We start from the raw sequence: 20,778 nt of genomic DNA on the forward strand, positions 1-20,778 counted from the left end.
TTAAAAAATAACAGCGAATGCTCTTGCGAAAGCACCATCACTATCTTTAATTTTTAAAGGTGCTGCTGAGAAAAAGAAACGTTTCGTGTTAATGGCATCTAAGTTTGTTAAGTTTTCAATTAAATAAATATTATTCCCAAGTAGTATGTGATGAATCGGTGATGTTTCTGTCGTTACCTCGTCAGGAGAAATGAAATCTAAACCAACAGATTTTACTTTTAATTGAACTAATTCTTCAGCTAATTCTTCGGAAAGATAAAAGGCTTCTTGTTCATATGCTTTTGTATTCCATTTATTAGATAGGTTGGAATGGAAAATGACAATATCCCCTTCTTTTATGTCGGCATTGTGTAATACTTCTTTAGGTAATTTTCGTTCTTGTACATGAGTTACATCAATAAGAACAGCTTCGCCTACAAATTGATCTAGGGATAATTGATCGATAGTAGTTGCGCCTGAAATGAAATGGGCAGGGGCATCGCAATGCGTACCAACATGAACGACAGAATGAAAATCTGTAACTTGATAACCTGTTTCTTCAACGTTTGTAATGGCTTCTAAATTGATTTTTGGTGTTCCAGGGAATTGAGACATATTGTTTTCAAATGTTTGGGATAGGTCAATTACTTTCACTTTAAATACCTCCAATATATGTTTTGAAATATAAAAAACTCACCTTTCATAATCAAGAAAGATGAGTTTTGCACACAATAGTTACGTTTTATCTTTCAAAATGCAATGCATTTTGTAGGAATTAGCACCTATTCAGTTTGTATAAACTGAGGTTGCTGGGCTTCAAAGGGCCGGTCCCTCTGCCTCTCTTGATAAAGGTATATTTAATTTAAAGTTCAGAATTTTTGATATAATAAAATTGTAATTCATTTCCTTTTTTTGTGCAATACAAAATAGGTATTCACCCAAATAAAGTTGCTCGCATATTGTAGCTTATGTAAATAGAATGCTGCGAAGGAGTGAGTGCAGTGACAGGGAATATATTGAATTATTATGCTGGTGGAAATACAGCTAGAGGGTTTCATAATTTATATGAAGAGAATTTAAAAGGGCTAAACAGGTTATTTATTTTAAAGGGTGGCCCTGGAACGGGGAAATCTTCTTTAATTAAGGCAATAGGCCGTGAATGGGTTGAAAAAGGATATGATATTGAATTTTTACACTGTTCTTCTGATAATAAATCGGTTGATGGTGTAATTATTCCGAAGTTAAAAGTAGGAATTGTTGATGGAACATCACCGCATGTTATTGAGCCGAAAATGCCAGGAGTTGTCGAGGAGTATATAAATTTAGGGGTTGCTTGGGATTCAGATAAATTAAGAAAGCAGAAAGCGGAAATTGAACGATTTGTTTCAGAAGCAAGCAAAGCTTTTCAAGCTGCTTACGCTCGTTTTAACGAGGCGTTAATTATACATGATGAGTGGGAGAAAATATATATTAGTAATATTGATTTTAATAAAGCGAATGAACTAACCGATCAGCTGATTCAAAAATTATTTACAGATAAAGGCGGGAAACAATCGCTTGTGAAACATCGCTTTTTAGGAGCAGCTACACCGAAAGGAGCAGTTGATTTTGTTCCTAATTTAACAGAAGGATTACCACATCGTTATTTTATAAAAGGACGCCCAGGCTCTGGGAAATCAACAATGCTCAAAAAATTAGCTAAGGTAGCAGAAGAAAAAGGGTTTGAAGTTGAAGTATATCATTGTGGATTTGATCCAAATAGTCTTGATATGGTTATCGTAAGAGAATTAGGGTTTGCAATTTTTGATAGCACCGCACCACATGAATATTTTCCGAGTCGTGAAGGTGATGAGATTATAGATATGTATGCCCTTATTGTGACACCAGGGACGGATGAGAAGTATGCAGAGGAAATTCGCGATGTCTCCATTCAATATAAAGCAAAAATGAATGAGGCGATGTCTTTCTTAGCGAAAGCGAAATCAGTTCGTGATAAATTAGAACGAATTTATATTGCTGCTATGGATTTTTCAAAAGTAGACGCATATAAAGAGGAGATTCAAAAAGAGTTTGAACGAATTGCGGTTAGTGTAACAGAAAAGAATAAGTAAAAAATAAAGAATTTTGTCTGGCTGTCAGGAGTTTTCTGACAGCTATTTTAGTATGTAGTAAACTGAGTAGTATATTTGTCGAATTTCCAAGGAAATAATCAAAAAATGGAGAGGGTATGAAATGAGAGAGAAAATTAAGGTGGAGTTAGAAAGAATTGAAAAAGAAAATGATGTAAAAATTTTATTTGCAGTGGAGTCAGGGAGTCGTGCTTGGGGATTTCCTTCGAAAGACAGTGATTATGATGTTAGATTCGTTTATATGCATCCGGTAGAATGGTATTTATCAATTCATGATAAACGAGATGTAATTGAGTATCCAATTAGTGATGATTTAGATATAAGCGGATGGGATATAAAAAAAGCGTTACAACTATTCGCAAAGTCAAATCCAGCTTTACTCGAATGGATTCGTTCACCGATTTTTTATTCGAAAAACTCTAATTTTCCAGAACAGCTTCAGCAAATGAGTGAAACGAATTTTGATCCAAAAGCAACGATATATCATTACTTACATATGGCTTCAAAAAATTATCGTGAATTTTTGCAAGGTGAGAATGTAAAATTGAAAAAGTACTTTTATGTATTGCGTCCTATTTTAGCTTGTAAATGGTTAGAGGAGAAAGCGACTTTACCTCCTGTAGAATTTGATCGATTGATTACAGAATTATCATTGGAGCATAGTGTGTTAGAGGAAATTGAAAAGTTATTAATAAAGAAAAAAGCAGGTACTGAACTAGATGTTGGATTGAAAGTTAAGATGTTAAATCAATTTTTAGAAGAACAAATTCATTACTATCAGCAATATGTAAAAAGAATTGAAAAGAAATCAGGGATCGATATTGAGAGTTTAAATACATTGTTTCGAGATATGTTGTTTACAGTAAATGAAAAAGAGCACAAGTAAGCTTGTGCTCTTTTTCATTTTGTAGGAATAAAGAAAACAGATATAGCTGCGAGAAGACCTGCGAATGAGAATAAGTAAAAATTCCAAGCTAGGTCGTATTGCATTGTCATAATAATACCGACAAGGATAGGACCAGCAATCGCACCAACTCGACCAAGTCCAAGTCCCCAGCCTAAGGAAGTAGCTCGGATATGTGATGGGAAGTATTGTGTCACATATGCATTTAATATTTGAGTAATACCGACTGATCCAATTCCAGCAAGACCAATTAAAAGATAAATGATTGTAACAGATGGTTTAATTGTTAATAGTCCAATACATATAGCTGCCATAAGATAGGAGATGCTGATAACAATTTTAGCTCCTATACGATCCGCGATTGCTCCAGCAAATAATGCACCGATAGCGGCAGTAATATTTAGCATAAGTAGAAATGATAAACTAGATCCAAGAGGGTATCCTGCTTGGCGCATCATCTGCGGTAACCAAGTATTTAAACCGTATATTAAAAACATCCCCATTATATAAGTGAGCCAAAAAAGCAGTGTTGATTTTATGTATTCTTTTGAGAATAGCGTAAGAAACCCATTTCTCTTTCGTATATTAGATGGGGCTTGATGAGTTTCATCTTTTGCATAGAATTCAATTTGAAAACGATTAAGAATTTTGTCCACTTCTTCTTGGCGATTACGTGATAATAAAAATTGAATGGATTCAGGTAAATAACGAATAATGAAAGGAATGAGGAGTAGTGGAATCATTCCGATGCCAAACATAATTCTCCATCCGAAGTCTTCTAATATAAATATAGACAAAATAGCACCTAACACGATACCTAAAGGATAGCCAGTAAACATAAGAGCATAAATAAAAGATTGTCGCTTTTTTGGTGAATATTCAACAGTAAGTGCGGAAGCTGTTGGAATAACACCGCCTAGTCCAATTCCTCCGATAAATCGCCATAGCCCAAATAATTCAGGAGAAGGAGCAATAGCAGCTAGGCCCATTGTGATAGAAAAAAGTGCTAAACAGCATATAAGTGTCCATTTTCGTCCAATTAGATCTGTAATGGTTCCAACTAGAATAGCGCCAATAAACATCCCAAACAAAGCATAACTGGCAATAGTTCCAGCGTGAGCTGGTGAAAGTGCCCAGCTATTGTCTTCTAGGAGCTTTGGTAGAACGGCACCGTAAATACCTAAATCATATCCATCAGCTAAAATGGCTAGCCAACAAATAAAAACAACAAGTCTTGTAATAGAGTTTGAAAAGATAGTTTCTGTAGATTCTAGATGAGGTGGAGCTGAAGGTTGCATAGTATTCACCCCTTTTATTTGTACATGAATATATTATTTTGTTTTATGTTAATATTTTCCTCCTTGTGTCGGAATTTATCTGAAAAGGTTTTATAACAAATATCGAAGTTCAACTCTGAAAAGGTTTTATAACAAATAAAGAAGTTCAACAGTAATTCTGTTGAACTTCTTTATTTGTTTACTCATTATCAACTCGTTTTAACGGTTGATCTGCTGGGCCTTCAAGAACGTCTCCCTCAATTGAAAAACGAGAACCATGGCAAGGGCAATCCCAAGTACAATCACCATTATTCCATTCAACTTCACAGCCGAGATGTGTACAAGTTGTATCGACGATATGTAATTTTCCTTCTTTGTCCTTATAAGCACCTGCTCGTTTACCGTTAACATGTACGACAGATCCTTCACCAACTTCGAGATCTTCTGGCTTACGTAATGCGGTTTCAATCTTTCCTGCAATTAAATGTTTCGCAACATCAATGTTCTGGGAGAGGAACGTTTTTATATCTGGATTTGCATGGAAGCGTGATGGTGCATACAGTTCCTTATAGGGATTGTGGACTTCTAGAATGGAGTCCTTCAGTAAATGAGCGGCAGCAGTTCCAGTTGTCATTCCCCATTTGCGATATCCAGTTGCAACAAATATATTTGGATTTCTTTCGTTAATATGTCCGATATAAGGAAGCTTATCTAGAGTGATTAAATCTTGTGCTGACCATCTATAAGGAACTTCGTCTATTCCAAAAGTTGCTTCAGCAAAAGAATAGAGTGCTTCATAATGAAGCATCGTATTTATTCCTTGACCTGTTTTATGACTCTCTCCGCCAATCAAAATTAATTTTTCTCCATTGTTTTTTATATAGCGTAAGGAGCGCTTTGGATCATCAATACTTAAATACATGCCACCTGGGTACTCCGTTTTTGCTTTTATTGCAAGAGCGTAGGAGCGTTCTGCGTACATTCGCGTAAAGAAAAAGCTATTCGCATCATAAAAAGGGAAATGTGAACAAGAGACGATATATTCACAAGTGATATGATGGCCCTCTTTTGTAATTATTTGTGGATAATCTCCCTTTTCCACATCCATAGCTGTTGTTTGTTCGTAGACCTTTCCGCCCATCTCCACAAACTTTTCTAAAAGTGTTTTTAAATAAAGAAGGGGATGGAATTGTGCTTGATTTTTCATTACAAGCGCAGATTGTACTGGAATAGGAATCGATAGAGATTGAACATAGTCACAAGGTATATTTAATTTTTGATAAGCTTCATATTCTTTCGATAAATTTCTTAATCCATTATCAGTAGTTGTATATAAATATGAATCTTCATTTGAGAAATTACAGTCGATTTTATATGTTTGAACAGTTTCATTTATGAATTGTAGAGCCTTATTATTTGATTCATAGTAAAGCCCGGCCTTTTCTACACCAAAATGATTTATTAATTCATCATAAATAAGATCATGTTGTGCTGTTACCTTTGCTGTTGTATGTCCAGTCGTTCCATTTAAAATAAGCCCAGAATCAATTAACACAACATCGATGCCTTCTTTTGCAAGTAAATAAGCAGTAGTAATACCTGTAATACCAGCACCGATAATAGCAACTTTCGTCTTTATATTTTCGGATAAACGAGAGAAAGTAGGAAACTGAGTAGATTCAATCCAATAAGATAGCGGCAGTTGTGGAAATGTATCACTTGTCATTGCGGAAACCTCCTGATTTTAGAACAATTTTCCTTTTAATATTTCCATATTATATGAAATTCATGTGTGTTGTTTTAGAAGTAGTCTATCTTTATTAAAAGAGGTTATAAATTATTTTAATATAATTAATTAGGTGGGGCATTATGAAGAAGTAGGATTTATATAAAACTAAATTTAAGTGATTCTGTTTGTTGATTACATAGAGAGTTATTGAATGAGATAGAGTCTATGGCGTTTAAGAAAATGTCTATATATAGTAGGTGAATCCTTATGGAATCTATACATTTTCTTTAGTGAAATAAAGTATGATTATAAAAATATAACCAACTTTTATTACTAGGTCATAAAAGTTATTGACAATATAGAAATTCTATTGTTATGATTCATCATGTGGAAAGGTTGATAGAGAGTAAAAAGAGAAATGTTTTTCATTGATAATAAAAGCGAAAAATAAGTGACGATAGAGTGAGTATATTTTCCTTATAATAGATGCTTTTTGGATCATCTAGTAAAAATCAATCTGGAAGCAAGAATTGATATATGTAAGTTGCGCAAGGCGCGGCATAAGAAAGGGGCAAAAGGATGAAGGAGCTTCATACGTTTGGGTGGTATGCAGCACGTGTATCACCACATTTGCCGAAAAAAGCATTTAAACCAGTGCCTACTCGTTTATTTGGTGGACTGGCCTATTTGCTTGTGGCATTGGCGGGGTTAATATCGATTGGTGTATTTGAATTGAATGTGTGGGCGAATCTAGGAATTGCGATTGTTCTTGGATTATGTTTTGCTTCACTAGGATTTTTAGGGCATGAAATTTTACATGGAACAGTTGTAAGAAAGGCATGGCTTCGTGACTTCTTAGGCGCGATTGCATTTATGCCATTATCAACAGGGCCAAAGCTTTGGAGAAAGTGGCATAATGCAACGCATCATGTTCATACACAGCATGAAGAGAATGATCCGGATGCATGGCCGACACTTGAGAAACTTAAGAAGAGTAAGTTTTTGAGTTGGGTATATCGTATGCCTCTACATGTACGTTCATTCTTTAGTTTTCTGTCACTAACAATTCAATTTACATTGCATTCGACTCGAATGTTCTTTCATTTTATAAAAGAGTTCAAGTCATCCAATCAAAAATCTGTATGGCTTCAACTTCTTTTGCCTTGGACAGTTTGGATTAGTTTATTGTTTATTATGGGACCTGGAAAATGGTTATTTGCATATGTCATTCCGTTGTTAATTGCTAACTTTATTGTAATGGCATATATCGCAACAAATCACCGCTTAAATCCAATTGTTCCAGTAAATGATCCGTTAGCAAACTGTTTGTCAGTAACAGTGCCGCGCTGGGTAGACGTTTTACATTTCAATTTCTCATATCATACAGAACATCATCTGTTCCCTGCTATGAGTTCAAAATACTATCCGTTAGTAAAAGAAAAGATTAAAGAAATGTGGCCGGAACGCTATCATGAGATGCCAATGACAAAAGCTTTGGCAGCGCTATGGAATACACCACGTGTGTATTATCAAGGAAGTGAATTAGTGGATCCGCATAGAGAGCATTTCTATGGTTCTTTAGGAAATGGACTAGATCCTCATAATATTTCATATCGTGAGGAACATATAGAGGAAGAAGAGAGCATTAAAAAAGCAAATCAATAAAAATTAATATATTTTTGCAGTGAAAAAGCAAGCCATCTCTGGCTTGCTTTTTCTTATAAAGAGACTTCTTTTTTATTCTTTGCACTAACTTGAACTGAATTTGTTTCTTTTCGCTGTAGTCGTTTTTCTAAAAGGTTAACAAAATAAGTAAATAGAAGAACAAGTACGAGGTAATATAAACCAACGATCATGTATGTATCTAATTGTTGGAAGTTACCTGCAGCAATTGATAAACCTGATCCCCATAATTCGGACAATCCTACATATGCAACGAGGGAAGAGTCTTTTAATCCAATAATAAACTGATTTCCTAAAGGAGGAAGAGATTGACGAAATGCTTGCGGTAATACGATGCGGCGCATCGCTAAAGGATACGGCATACCTAGAGAGCGAGCAGCTTCCAATTGTCCACGGTCAACAGATTGGATGGATCCGCGGAAAATTTCAGTAATATATGCACCGTTATGGATTGCTAAAGCAATTGCTCCTGCCCAAAAAGGGGTGAAAACAATAATAGATGTAATACCGAAATAGAGAATGGCGATTTGAACAATTAAAGGTGTACCACGAATAATGGCGATATATACATGAGCAATACTATTTAAAACTTTATTATTAGAGATTCGAAAAAAAGCGAATAGTAATCCAATTAGTGAACCGAGTAATAGGGATGTTAGTGTTAATTGTAATGTGACAATAGTAGCCTTTAAGAGTGTGGGATAAGTAGACATAAAAATTTCAAACATATGTGTCACCTCATATTGTATGGATTTTGGTAGGGAATGAAATACCCCACTGATTATTTACCCACACTAATTGGGAGTTTTACTGCCCATAAATAGCGGGATAAAAAGTGGGGCATAATTCATGGAACATTTGACTAGCTAATTTACTTTGTTTTTTCCTCTTCACCAAGAATGTTACGCCCAAACCATTTTTTACTAATCTTTTCATACGTACCATCTTTAATGATTTCATCTAAAGCTTTATTTACTTTCTCAACCATTTCTTTATCATCTTTACGAATAGCAATTCCCATTTCATCAAGGTTTAATGGTTTTCCAGCTTCTTTTATATTTGATTTACCTTCTTTGATCATGCGCAAACCAACCATTTGATCTGTGATTACTGCGTCAATACGTCCAGGCTCTAAGTCCATAAGTGCAGTAATATCGCTATCGTATTCTGTAATTTGATCTGTATGTTTTGCAACAAGGTCCTTAAAGGTACTAGCTTTTACAACACCAATTTTCTTACCTTTCAAATCTTCTGGTGAAGAGATAGACGTATTCTTTTTAGCTACAAAGATTTGGGCACCAGAACGATAATAAGGATTTGAGAAATTAACAGCTTTTAAGCGTTCTTCTGTAATTGCCATACTGCCCAGTATTACATCATACTTTTTCGCTTTGAGACCTTGGATTAGCGTTTCCCATGGGTTTGTAATAGGTGTTGGTTTCATATTCATTTTTTTCGCAAGTGCCTCACCTATTTCCACATCAAAACCGACAAGTTTTCCGTCATTTTCTTTATAGTTAAAAGGTTTATACAAGCCACTCATCGCATAACGAAATTCTTTTTCACCATTTGAAGAAGTAGTAGCACTTTCCTTACTACAGGCTCCTAGTATAAAGGATGTACATAATGTAATACTCGCAACAATGGTTAATAGTTTTCTTTTCATAAAACCCCTCCTATATATTGATCATACGGATGGTTTTAAGTATGTTATTGAGATATTTTATTTAGATGATTAGCTATGCACCGTATGAATGTATTTCTTTTCGCTTGAAACAGAAGTTACATTATAAAACGTTGCGTAGAAATTGTTTTGCTCGTTCATGTGATGGAGCTGAAAAGAATTGCGCTGGCGGAGCGTCCTCTACAATCTTTCCATCATCCATAAAAATGACACGATCAGCTACATCTCTTGCGAAATTCATTTCATGAGTAACAATAACCATAGTCATTCCTTCTTCAGCAAGTTCTTTCATAACTTGCAATACTTCTCCAACAAGTTCAGGGTCTAAGGCTGAGGTGGGTTCATCAAATAGCATAATTTTAGGATTCATAGCAAGAGCTCGTGCAATGGCAATGCGCTGTTTTTGACCACCTGACAGGAGGTGGGGAGTTACATCTGCTTTATCTTGTAGACCGACTTTTTGCAAAAGCTGATTTCCAATTTCCTTTGCATTTGCAGCTTCTAATTTTTTTACATGAATAGGTGCTTCTATGATGTTTTCTAGTGAGGTCATATGGGGAAAGAGGTTAAAGTGCTGAAAAACCATACCGACATTTTCACGGACTTTGTTTAAATTTGAATGCTTTGGATCAATTCGTTCACCTTGTAAGTGAATTTCACCTTCATCGTACATTTCTAAAAAGTTAAGACAGCGAAGTAATGTACTTTTACCGGAACCACTGGCACCAATTAAAACAACAACTTCTTTTTCTTGTACTTCTAAATCAATTCCTTTTAAAACATCAAGTGAGCCAAATGATTTTACTAGATTTCGAACCTGAATCATACAAAACCCCCAGTCAAAAATATATTTTACAAATGTTGCCCCTTATTTCTGTTATTAGTCATAAATTGTCAGAATCCTTTATTTTTTTTGGGTGATTTGATATTCAAGGGAATAATGATTTTTAAAATCCCTATATCTTTCTATAACGAAAATATGGATAATAATATATAGGTAGTACTTATATTGCTTATAAAAAGGGGGAAAGAAGAGATGGAAAAAGAAAGGAAGACATTTTCCTTTGGCTTACGTACACAACTTATGCTATTCACTACAGTTTTAGCTTTAATTACATATTCAACAAGTATATTTTTTATTTATGTGGTATACGATTATTTTCAAAGTTATGTAAGTCAAACTGTTTATAATATTATCGTTATGTTATTAGGTGTAGTATGGTCTGGAATTTTAGCATATGGAGCAGCAATTTTTTTAATTAAACCACTGCGAAAGTTGGAGGAGGCTGCAAGAAAGGCAGCGGATGGCGATATTCGTGAAGATGTCCCGTTACCAACAACAGATGATGAGATTAAATCTTTAAGTGTAGCATTTAATATGATGCTGGGGAACTTAAGAGGTATGGTAAAAAATATTGATACTACATTTTCGTATACAAACAATCAAGTACAGCAAATTAGAAAACAAACAGGTGAAGCAACGAAACAAGCACAAGGTGTTTCTGAAACACTTGCAGAGATTTCTTCTGGCGCTGAGCAATCAGCGGCATCAATTCAAGCGATTGTTTCTGCTGTTGATACAACAACTTCTATTGCAAGTGAAGTAGAAGAGAAAGCAAAACAGTCTGATGAGTTGTCTTTAGAAATGGTGCAAGCTTTAGGACATAGTACTCGTGTCTTTACGTCTTTAATTCAAGGTATTCAAACATTGGCGAAAGAAAATGAAGATTCAATGCAAAATGTACAGAAGTTAGAGGAAAGAATGAAACAAGTAGAACACATTGTATCTGTTGTGAGTGAGATTGCTAGCCAAACTAATTTATTAGCACTAAACGCTTCTATTGAGGCTGCTCGTGCAGGAGAGCACGGAAGAGGCTTTGCGGTTGTTGCGGAAGAAGTACGGAAACTTGCTGATGAAAGCGATCATTCTGCAAGAAACATATCGCAGTTATTACGAAACATGCAAGAGGAAGTACAACAAGTTGCAATGAAAATGACAGAACAAGTGAAAATAGCTAAAGAAGAGGCGAAACGTGGGGAAGCTACGGAATTAATTTTAAAAGAAATGTCATCAAGTGTTATGGAAGTAGCCGATGCAACGAAGCAAATTAGTGGCTATATGAACGAACAAGTGAGTCACATTCATCAAACAGGAGCTCAGACGAAGGCTGTAGCAGCAATTGCTGAAGAAACATCAGCAGGTTCACAAGAAGTAGCACGTGTGACGTTGCAACAATCTAAAAATATGATAGCGATCGATCAATTATTAAAGGATTTAGAGAAACAAGCAACAGACTTGAAACAAACAATTGAACGATTTTCAATGTAAAAAGGAAGAACAGTATTTTGTTCTTCCTTTTTTTACGTATGAAAGGGTGGGATACTTTGTTGAAAACGAAAAACATTGCAAGGATCATATATGGTTTTCACTTTACGTAATCTTTGAAAGTTAGGGCCATAATAACTAGTTTGCCAATTTTTAATGTCGATATCGGGCCAATTGACATAGTCACCTAGTGTATAAGGATCTAAGCTTTCTCGTAAATCTTTAACCCAGCGTATATTTCGATTTTCTTCATCATCACATTTCCAAGAGGTAATGTATTCTTGCGCAATAATTGCTTTACGATGGAAATAAGCTGTTTCAGTAGGCGGAATATTTTCAACAGCACCAACGAGTGATTGGTGCCAAATACTCGCATCTTTGTTTGGTGCATGAGAAAGAAAATACTGCATGATTTGAATTCCTTTAAGAGGAATAGGTTTATATACGTAGGAACCGGAGCGCTTGAAGTTTTCAGGGATGTTACCACTGTTAAAAAATTCAACAGCCTTTATATAAGGAACTTCATCTATAAAGAGAGAGGGGGTACCAGTTTCAAGAAGAGGAGATAATAAGGTATGGAGTTCAGAGGCAGAGCCAACAAACTCACCTTGTGCTTCAATTTTGTTTTGTTGCTTTGTAAATAATTCAATTGATGAAGTGAGACGTTCGTCTATATAAGGCGCCCATTTTTGCCAAGCTTGAAATGCAGCAATAAAATCCTCCCATTCCCATGTAATCGAGAAGATTGATACATTTTTTATAGGGTGTACTCGAAAAGTCAAAGAAGTAATAATTCCGAAGTTGCCACCACCACCGCCGCGGCACGCCCAAAACAAGTTATGGTTTTCATGTTCGCTTGCACGAATGATTTTTGCTCCAAATTTACCACATGCTTGTACCATTTCAACTTCTATTAATTGATCACATGTTAATCCAAATAAGCGTGAAAGCATACCGATACCACCGCCAAGTGTTAATCCAACAATTCCAACGCTTGCGCTTGTACCAGCTGGTATTGTCACACCATAATTCCAAAGCTCTTTATAAACAGTGCCAAGGTTTGCACCAGCTTCAATTGTTGCTGTTAATTTATCTGTATTAACAGTAATGCGATGCATTTCACTCACATCAATAATAAGTCCTCTATTTAAAAGAGAAAAATTTTCATAGCTATGACGTCCGCTTCTTAAGCGAAATGGTACATGACGCTCGCGTGCCCATTTTAAGGCGTTACACACATCATTTTTATTTTGGCAAAAAACAATAATACAAGGGAGTTTTTGAATACTTAAATTTAAATTCATTCGGGCTACATCATAGTCAGGATCTGAAGGAACAACGATACGACCTGTTAATTTTGTTTGTTTCAATGTATCACTCCTTTCTAAAATAAGCAGTGCTTTTTATTAATATATGAAAAGCGTATGTATCGTGCGTGGACAAGAGCAGGTGAGGAATGAGATTTGTCTTTGTGAGAAATAAATAAAGCATAAGAATGAGGAATCTACATAGAGTTCAATGAAAACAGTTGCAAACTATTCATATTTTGTTATGATAGTGTTACGAAAACGTTTGCATAAAAATTCCGATGGAATGCAAAAGGAGAGAATGACTATGAATAAAACATGGTGGAAAGAAGCGGTTGCTTATCAAATTTATCCACGTAGCTTTATGGATTCAAATGGTGATGGTATTGGGGATTTACAAGGTATTATTGCAAAACTGGATTATTTAAAAGATTTAGGTATAGATGTAATTTGGATTTGTCCAATGTATAAGTCACCTAATGATGACAATGGTTATGACATTAGTGATTATCAAGATATCATGGATGAGTTCGGTACGATGGAAGACTTCGATGCTTTACTAGATGAAGTTCATAAGCGTGATATGAAGCTTATTATTGATTTAGTTATTAATCATACAAGTGATGAACATCCATGGTTTATTGAGTCTCGTTCATCTAAAGACAATCCGAAGCGTGATTGGTATATTTGGCACGATGGCAAAGATGGTGCGGAACCGAACAACTGGGAAAGTATTTTTAATGGTTCGGCATGGGAATATGACGAAGTAACAGAACAATATTATTTACACTTATTCTCGCGTAAACAGCCAGACTTAAACTGGGAGAATAAAGAAGTTCGCGAAGTGTTATACGATACAGTTAATTGGTGGCTTGATAAAGGAATTGATGGTTTCCGTGTGGATGCGATCAGCCATATTAAAAAAGAAGATGGCTTTAAAGATATGCCAAATCCAAAAGAACTAAAGTATGTACCATCTTTTGATAAACATATGAATGTGGACGGTATTCAACCTTTATTAGAAGAGTTAAAAGAAAATACATTTTCTAAGTACGATATTATGACTGTTGGTGAAGCGAATGGTGTTAAGATTGAGGATGCTGAGCTTTGGGTTGGAGAAGAGCAAGGTAAGTTCAATATGGTATTCCAATTCGAACATTTAAGTTTATGGGATGCAGAAAAGAAGAAAGACCTTGATGTTGTAGGATTGAAAAAGGTATTAACGAAATGGCAAAAAGGGTTAGAGAATAAAGGATGGAATGCTTTATATATTGAGAATCACGATAAGCCACGTATCGTTTCAACTTGGGGAGATGATAAACAATATTGGCGTGAAAGTGCGACAGCTCTTGGAGCAATGTATTTCTTTATGCACGGTACACCGTTTATTTATCAAGGACAAGAAATTGGGATGACAAATGTTCAATTCCCAAATATTGAAGATTACGATGATGTAGCAATTAAAAATTTATATCGCGAGAAAATTGCAGAGGGTGTATCCCATCAAGATATGATGGAAATTATATGGGCTTCTTGCCGCGATAATTCACGTACACCTATGCATTGGAACGATGAGATAAATGCTGGCTTCACAACAGGTGCGTCTTGGTTTGGTATGAATCCAAACTATAAAGAAATTAATGTTGAAAAGCAAAAGAATGAAGAGAACTCTATTTTCAATTTCTATAAGAAAATGATTGCCCTGAAAAAAGAGCACGATGTACTGAATTACGGTACGTACGATTTACTTTTAGAAGATGATCCGCAAATTTATGCATATACTCGTACATTAAACGATGAAAAAATCGTTGTAATTAGTAATATCTCAAAAGAGGAAGCTGTGTATAATGACGATTCATTTGCACTAGAACGCAAACGTTTGCTTTTAAATAACTATGAAATTGCGGAACATGAACAAGTAACTAAAATCACGTTAAAGCCTTATGAAACAAGGGTTTATCGTATTTCATAATAAAAAAGGATGCTCTTAGAGCATCTTTTTTTATTAAAAAAAATAAATTTCTATTGCAAAGTGAAAACGCTTTTATTAAAATAGATTTATGAAAACGGTTGCGTAAAGGATAAAAATAAAGTAACATGAGGAATCGTTTTCATAAAGGAAACAGAAATTATAATTTAAATTATTATGTTGTTATAAATAAAGGGGAGGAAGAACAGATGAAAATTACGTCTTTTGATTTTTGGCAAAAGTTTGGGAAAGCGTTATTAGTTGTTGTAGCTGTAATGCCAGCAGCTGGTTTAATGATTTCTATCGGTAAGTTAATTGGGATGTCTGCTGGGGATATTAACGCAGTTCATACAATCGCTCGCGTAATGGAAGACATCGGTTGGGCAATTATTACAAATTTACACATCTTATTCGCAGTAGCAATTGGGGGGTCTTGGGCGAAAGATCGTGCGGGTGGCGCATTTGCAGCGCTATTAGCATTCGTCTTAACAAACCGAATTACAGGAGCTATATTTGGCGTAAACGCTGAAATGTTAGCGGATTCAAAAGCAACAGTTTCTTCATTATTAGCAGGAGATTTAGTTGTAAAAGATTACTTTACTTCTGTACTTGGTGCACCAGCATTAAACATGGGAGTGTTCGTAGGGATTATCACAGGTTTCTTAGGAGCTACTTTATATAACAAATATTATAACTATAACAAACTGCCACAGGCATTAGCATTCTTTAATGGAAAACGATTCGTACCATTCGTTGTAATTGTTTGGTCTACAGTCACTGCGATTGTATTATCACTTTTATGGCCATTCATCCAAAGTGGATTAAATGAATTTGGTCGCTGGATTGCAGCATCTAAAGATAGCGCACCAGTTGTTGCACCGTTTGTATATGGAACGTTAGAGCGTTTACTATTACCGTTCGGTTTACACCACATGTTAACGATTCCGATGAACTACACAGAGCTAGGCGGAACATACACGATGTTAACTGGCTCAAAAATTGGACAAGTTGTAGCAGGACAAGATCCATTATGGCTTGCATGGATTACAGATTTAAATAACTTATTAGCAAATGGGGATACAAAAGCATATAACGATCTATTAAATAATGTTGTACCTGCTCGTTTCAAAGCTGGACAAGTTATCGGTTCAACAGCAGCATTAATGGGTATTGCATTCGCAATGTTCCGTAATGTTGATAAAGAAAAACGTGCAAAATATAAACCAATGTTCTTATCAGCAGCATTAGCAGTATTCTTAACAGGTGTAACAGAACCAATTGAATTCATGTTCATGTTTATTGCTCCAGTATTATATGTTGTATATGCAATTACAACAGGACTTGCATTCGCATTAGCAGATTTAATCAATTTACGTGTTCACGCATTTGGATTTATTGAGTTAATTACTCGTACACCGATGATGGTTAATGCAGGACTAACTAGAGATTTAATCAATTTCGTTATCGTTTCATTAGTATTCTTCGGTCTGAACTTTACATTATTCAATTTCTTAATTAAAAAGTTCAACTTACCAACACCAGGACGTGCAGGTAACTATATTGATAATGAAGATGAGGTATCAGAAGGAACAGGAAATGTACAAGATGGTTCATTAGCAACAAAAGTTATTGATTTATTAGGTGGAAAAGATAATATTGCTGACGTAGATGCTTGCATGACACGTTTACGTGTAACAGTAAAAGATTTAGATGTTGTTGCACCAGAAGCACAGTGGAAACAAAATGGTGCTTTAGGACTGATTGTAAAAGATAAAGGTGTACAAGCAGTATATGGTCCGAAAGCTGACGTATTAAAGTCAGACATTCAAGATATGTTAGGTGCGTAATAATATGAAATTGCTAACTTTAAACTGTCACTCTTGGCAAGAAGAAAATCAAATAGAAAAGATAAAATATCTTGCTAAAGTCATTCAAGAAGAAGAGTACGATGTCATCGCATTGCAAGAAGTCAGTCAGTCGATAGGGGCTGAAAATGTATGCGGTAACAAGAAAGAAGATAATTTTGGACTTTTACTATTAGAAGAGTTAAAAGCGTTACATGTAAAAGATTACAATATTACTTGGGATTTCTCTCATATTGGTTATGATGTGTATGAAGAAGGATTAGCGATTATAACGAAGCATAGTATTATAAAAGAAAATACGTTCTTTATATCAGAAAATAAGGATACAACGTATTGGAAAACACGCAAAATTGTAAGTGCAACAATTGCGTATAATGATAAAAGCATCACGTTTTACTCTTGCCACCTCGGTTGGTGGAATGATGAAGAAGAATCATTCAAAGGTCAAATCGATCGTTTGATGGAGCGTGTAGATAGCAATGAGCTTGCCTTCTTAATGGGTGATTTTAATAACAATGCCCGTTTGAAAGGTGAGGGTTATGAGTATACGATGCAAAAAGGTTTGTATGACACATATGAACTAGCGATAGAGAAGGATGAGGGAACAACTGTCCAAGGTGAGATTGCTGGTTGGGATGAAAATAAACATAATTTGCGAATCGATTTAATACTGTGTAACCAAAGTGAAAAGGTCTATTCTTCAAAAGTCATATTTAATGGTACAAACCGAAAGGTAATTTCAGATCATTTCGGTGTAGAAGTACAAGTAGATATATAATAGAAGAAATCCTCACAGATGATGAAAAGCTGTGAGGATTTTTTTGAGGAATACAAGTATTTCCAAGAGAAAATACTTGTATTTTTTATGACATTTCCTATATATTTGTTATTATTGAATGTAAAACCGATTTAGTCATTTTGTATTCATACTTTGACTCACTTCGTTATATAATGTAGTAAGTCAAAGTTAATGGGAAAAAATAGTTCGTTTTTGGTTAATCCACGATGTAGAAAGTGATATAATTGCAAAATGTATGTATCATTTTCTAAAGAAGGAAAAATATATAATTAGGTGATAACTTTTATGAAACAAATTTGGCGTATTTATAAGACAGATTTACGGAATGTAGCCAAACATTGGGCTGCAATTGTTATTGTTTTAGGGTTAATGATTTTACCATCGTTATATGCATGGTTTAACATTAAAGCTTCTTGGGATCCATATGGAAATACAAAAGAGGTTCCCATTGCAGTTTCTAACCAAGATGCAGGCTCTAATTTAAGAGGGAAAGATATCAATATCGGGGACGAGATTGTAGATTCTCTGAAGAAAAACAAAAATCTTGGTTGGAAGTTTGTAGACGAAAAGCAGGCAATTTACGGAGTTGAACGCGGGGATTACTATGCAAGCATTACAATCCCAAAAGACTTCTCTGAAAAAATTGCAACTGTTCTGGATGAAAATCCACAGAAACCAGAACTTGATTACTATGTAAATGAAAAGGTAAATGCGATTGCACCGAAAATTACAGCAAAAGGTGCATCAGGTATTACGGAAGAAATTAGTAAAAACTTCGTTAAAACAGCGAACGGTGAGATTTTTAAAATCTTCAATGACCTTGGAATCGATTTAGAAACAAACTTACCAAGTATCGAGAAAGTAAAAGATCTTGTCTTTAAGTTAGAAGCGCAGTTCCCAGAAATGAATACACTGATGGATAAGGCGTTAGATGATGCGACTCGAGCAGAAGATGTTGTGAAGGTAGCACAAAAAGAGTTACCGGTTGTAGAAAGTGTTATTAATGATGGGCAAGAAGCGTTAACAAATTTAGATAAGTTCTTTGCAAACAATGATCACACATTGCAAAATGCACCTGGAACAATGAGAAATAATTTAACTGTAGCAAAAGATGTTATGGATAAGGCCAATGCTTTTACGAACTTTTTAATGAATCCAGGGATAGATCTTTCTGGTATGAAGGGATTACCGGAGTTTCCAGCACGGCCGGATCTTTCAAAGATGAATGATGAAGGTTATAAAAATATTGCAAGAAACATTAATCAAACAGTGAATAATGTTTTAAACTCAGCACGTGCAGGAACAGCATACGGAAAAAGTGTTGTGAATGGATTACAAAATGGTCAGTTTGATCCAGAAAAGGCAAAACAAGACCTTAATGCGGTTTCTGAAATTCTTCAAGGTCGTACAGACAGTATTGCATACCTTATTAATGTATTTACTGAACTTCAAAAATCGGCGACGACTGATTTTGGTCAAAGCTTTTTCCAAGGTCGAGTGGATCACTTAACTAATGTTAAAAAAGGTATGGAAAATGCAAACAATGGTATTAAAGATATTTTAAATGTTATTGGCAAAGGACAAGAAGTAAAGAAAGATGTAACAGATGTAGCGAATCAAAAATTAGATGCAGCAAATGGATTAATTGATCAAGCTGAAAAAGATTATAATGAAACGTTTGTAGCAGATTATAAAAAAGCAGTTAGCACAGTCGATCAAGCTAAAGCTGATGCAAATGAAGCTTACGATAGTGTGAAAAATGAATATGAAAAGGCGAAAAGTAATTTAGAAGGTGCTATAGCAGACGTAAATAATAGAGGTGTTAATGGATTAGATAGCACAAAAGTAGCTTTAAACGATTTAAATGGTCAATTACAAGCTACTAATAATCTAATTGGTGATGCGATTCCGGTTTTAGAAAGCACAAATAAAGTATTAGCAGATGTAAATAGCGGAAAAAACCTTAATGGTGGAATTGCAAAATTGAACAAAATACAAAATTCTGTTCAAAAAGGTATCGATGCAACGAATAAAGCAACTACACTAATTAACAATGGACAGAAGCCTACAAAAGAGGTTGTAGAAAGTATTAATGAAGCGACTAAAAATGCTTCAGCTCAATTAGGAGATTTCTTAGCAACATATGATTCAGAAATCGTTCCAAACTTTAACACAGCAATTGAACGTACGAAACGTATGTCTAAAAACACATCTCAAATTTTAAAAGAGGCAGACAAAAAGCTTCCAGATGTTAAAAAGTTACTAGAAGATTCATCAAAAGGCTTAGTTGATGGTAAAAAGAAATTAACAGATATTAAAGCTGAAATGCCGGAGACTGAGAAAAAGATTAAAGACTTAGCAAATAAAATTCGTGATTTTGAATCTGAAGAGGATATAAAAGACATCATACGCTTATTGAAAAACGATGTTGAAAAGCAAAGTGACTACTTTGCGAATCCAGTAAATTTAAAAGAGAATAAATTATTTGCGATGCCGAACTACGGTTCAGCAATGTCACCATTCTATACAGTGCTTGCATTATGGGTGGGCGCATTATTAATGGTTTCATTATTAACGGTAGAAGTGCACGAAGAAGGCGCGAATTATAAGAGCCATGAAATTTACTTCGGACGTTTATTAACATTCTTAACGATAGGTCTTTCACAAGCGTTTATCGTATCAATGGGAGATATATTCTTACTCGGTACGTACGTAGTCGATAAGTTCTGGTTTGTGTTATTTAGTTTATTTATTGGTGGAGTCTTCGTTTGTATCGTATACTCACTTGTTTCTATTTTCGGAAACGTTGGGAAATCGATGGCGATTATTTTACTTGTACTACAAGTAGCAGGATCGGGTGGAACATTCCCAATTCAAATGACGCCAGCGTTCTTCCAAGCACTTTATCCGTTCTTACCATTCACATACGCAATTAGTGCAATTCGTGAAACAGTGGGTGGAATGCTTTGGGATATAGTAACGAGAGATTTACTTGTACTGAGTGCTTTCGTAGTAGTTATGATTGTTGCTGCATTATTACTGAAAACACCAATTAATAAATCAAGTGAAAAATTTGTTGAGAATGCAAAAGGAAGTAAAATCATTCACTAACATAAAAGGTTCCTAC

At 35.0% G+C, this 20,778-nt stretch carries 14 protein-coding genes, 2 pseudogenes and 1 riboswitch; of the genes and pseudogenes, 9 read left to right on the plus strand and 7 right to left on the minus strand.

Annotated elements, in window-relative coordinates; translation table 11 throughout:
• Positions 1–633 (minus strand): cyclase family protein, encoded by a 633-nt coding sequence (locus DN390_RS19690; protein ID WP_147808168.1) that lies wholly within the window; start codon positions 631–633, stop codon positions 1–3.
• Between the two features lie 85 nt (positions 634–718).
• Positions 719–831: riboswitch (SAM riboswitch) on the minus strand.
• 149 nt (positions 832–980) lie between these two features.
• Between DN390_RS19690 and DN390_RS19695 the strand changes: the two genes are divergently transcribed.
• Complete coding sequence (locus DN390_RS19695) at positions 981–2,090, plus strand: PRK06851 family protein (protein ID WP_060629362.1); 1,110 nt, start codon at positions 981–983, stop codon at positions 2,088–2,090.
• Between the two features lie 121 nt (positions 2,091–2,211).
• A complete protein-coding gene (locus tag DN390_RS19700; RefSeq protein ID WP_147808169.1) occupies positions 2,212–2,994 on the plus strand; it encodes a nucleotidyltransferase domain-containing protein in 783 nt (260 codons plus the stop codon).
• A gap of 14 nt (positions 2,995–3,008) precedes the next feature.
• Here the strand turns inward: DN390_RS19700 and DN390_RS19705 are convergent, their stop codons facing one another.
• Together DN390_RS19705 and DN390_RS19710 are read right to left on the minus strand one after the other, a co-directional pair.
• Positions 3,009–4,310, minus strand: coding sequence for an MFS transporter (locus DN390_RS19705; RefSeq protein ID WP_147808170.1), 1,302 nt, complete (start codon positions 4,308–4,310; stop codon positions 3,009–3,011).
• 178 nt (positions 4,311–4,488) lie between these two features.
• Positions 4,489–6,015 (minus strand): FAD-dependent oxidoreductase, encoded by a 1,527-nt coding sequence (locus tag DN390_RS19710; RefSeq protein ID WP_147808171.1) that lies wholly within the window; start codon positions 6,013–6,015, stop codon positions 4,489–4,491.
• A 582-nt stretch (positions 6,016–6,597) separates the two neighbouring features.
• Here DN390_RS19710 and desB point away from each other — a divergent pair.
• Complete coding sequence (gene desB, locus DN390_RS19715; RefSeq protein WP_060629366.1) at positions 6,598–7,683, plus strand: Delta(10) desaturase DesB; 1,086 nt, start codon at positions 6,598–6,600, stop codon at positions 7,681–7,683.
• 53 nt (positions 7,684–7,736) lie between these two features.
• On the opposite strand, the gene DN390_RS19720 is transcribed toward desB, so the two are convergent.
• From DN390_RS19720 to DN390_RS19730, 3 genes are all read right to left on the minus strand, one after another.
• Positions 7,737–8,429, minus strand: a complete 693-nt coding sequence (locus tag DN390_RS19720; RefSeq protein WP_097950423.1) for an amino acid ABC transporter permease — start codon at positions 8,427–8,429, stop codon at positions 7,737–7,739.
• Between the two features lie 143 nt (positions 8,430–8,572).
• Positions 8,573–9,367 (minus strand): ABC transporter substrate-binding protein, encoded by a 795-nt coding sequence (locus DN390_RS19725; protein WP_101167856.1) that lies wholly within the window; start codon positions 9,365–9,367, stop codon positions 8,573–8,575.
• 121 nt (positions 9,368–9,488) lie between these two features.
• Positions 9,489–10,211, minus strand: coding sequence for an amino acid ABC transporter ATP-binding protein (locus tag DN390_RS19730; RefSeq protein WP_000616944.1), 723 nt, complete (start codon positions 10,209–10,211; stop codon positions 9,489–9,491).
• 375 nt (positions 10,212–10,586) lie between these two features.
• On the opposite strand from DN390_RS19730, the pseudogene DN390_RS31790 reads away from it, so the two are divergent.
• Both DN390_RS31790 and DN390_RS31795 read left to right on the plus strand, forming a co-directional pair.
• Positions 10,587–10,772: pseudogene (locus DN390_RS31790) on the plus strand (HAMP domain-containing protein); the annotation flags it as partial.
• Positions 10,773–11,141: 369 nt separating this feature from the next.
• A pseudogene (locus DN390_RS31795) lies at positions 11,142–11,714 on the plus strand (methyl-accepting chemotaxis protein); the annotation flags it as partial.
• 32 nt (positions 11,715–11,746) lie between these two features.
• Here DN390_RS31795 and DN390_RS19740 read toward each other — a convergent pair.
• Positions 11,747–13,081, minus strand: coding sequence for an FAD-binding oxidoreductase (locus DN390_RS19740; protein ID WP_147808173.1), 1,335 nt, complete (start codon positions 13,079–13,081; stop codon positions 11,747–11,749).
• Between the two features lie 244 nt (positions 13,082–13,325).
• Between DN390_RS19740 and DN390_RS19745 the strand changes: the two genes are divergently transcribed.
• From DN390_RS19745 to DN390_RS19760, 4 genes are all read left to right on the plus strand, one after another.
• Positions 13,326–14,990: a glycoside hydrolase family 13 protein gene (locus tag DN390_RS19745; protein ID WP_147808174.1), complete on the plus strand. Its 1,665-nt coding sequence runs from the start codon at positions 13,326–13,328 to the stop codon at positions 14,988–14,990.
• Positions 14,991–15,196: 206 nt separating this feature from the next.
• Positions 15,197–16,834 (plus strand): PTS transporter subunit IIBC, encoded by a 1,638-nt coding sequence (locus DN390_RS19750; protein WP_147808175.1) that lies wholly within the window; start codon positions 15,197–15,199, stop codon positions 16,832–16,834.
• A gap of 4 nt (positions 16,835–16,838) precedes the next feature.
• Entirely contained in the window at positions 16,839–17,630 is a 792-nt protein-coding gene (locus tag DN390_RS19755; protein ID WP_147808176.1) for an endonuclease/exonuclease/phosphatase family protein, read from the plus strand.
• A gap of 306 nt (positions 17,631–17,936) precedes the next feature.
• Positions 17,937–20,762 carry a YhgE/Pip domain-containing protein gene (locus DN390_RS19760; RefSeq protein WP_147808177.1) on the plus strand — a complete coding sequence of 942 codons (2,826 nt, stop codon included), beginning with the start codon at positions 17,937–17,939 and terminating at the stop codon, positions 20,760–20,762.
• Positions 20,763–20,778 lie beyond the last annotated feature (16 nt).

The sequence above is a fragment of the Bacillus sp. SH7-1 genome (genome assembly GCF_008042405.1).
In the GTDB taxonomy this organism is placed as follows: Bacteria; Bacillota; Bacilli; order Bacillales; family Bacillaceae_G; genus Bacillus_A; species Bacillus_A thuringiensis_N.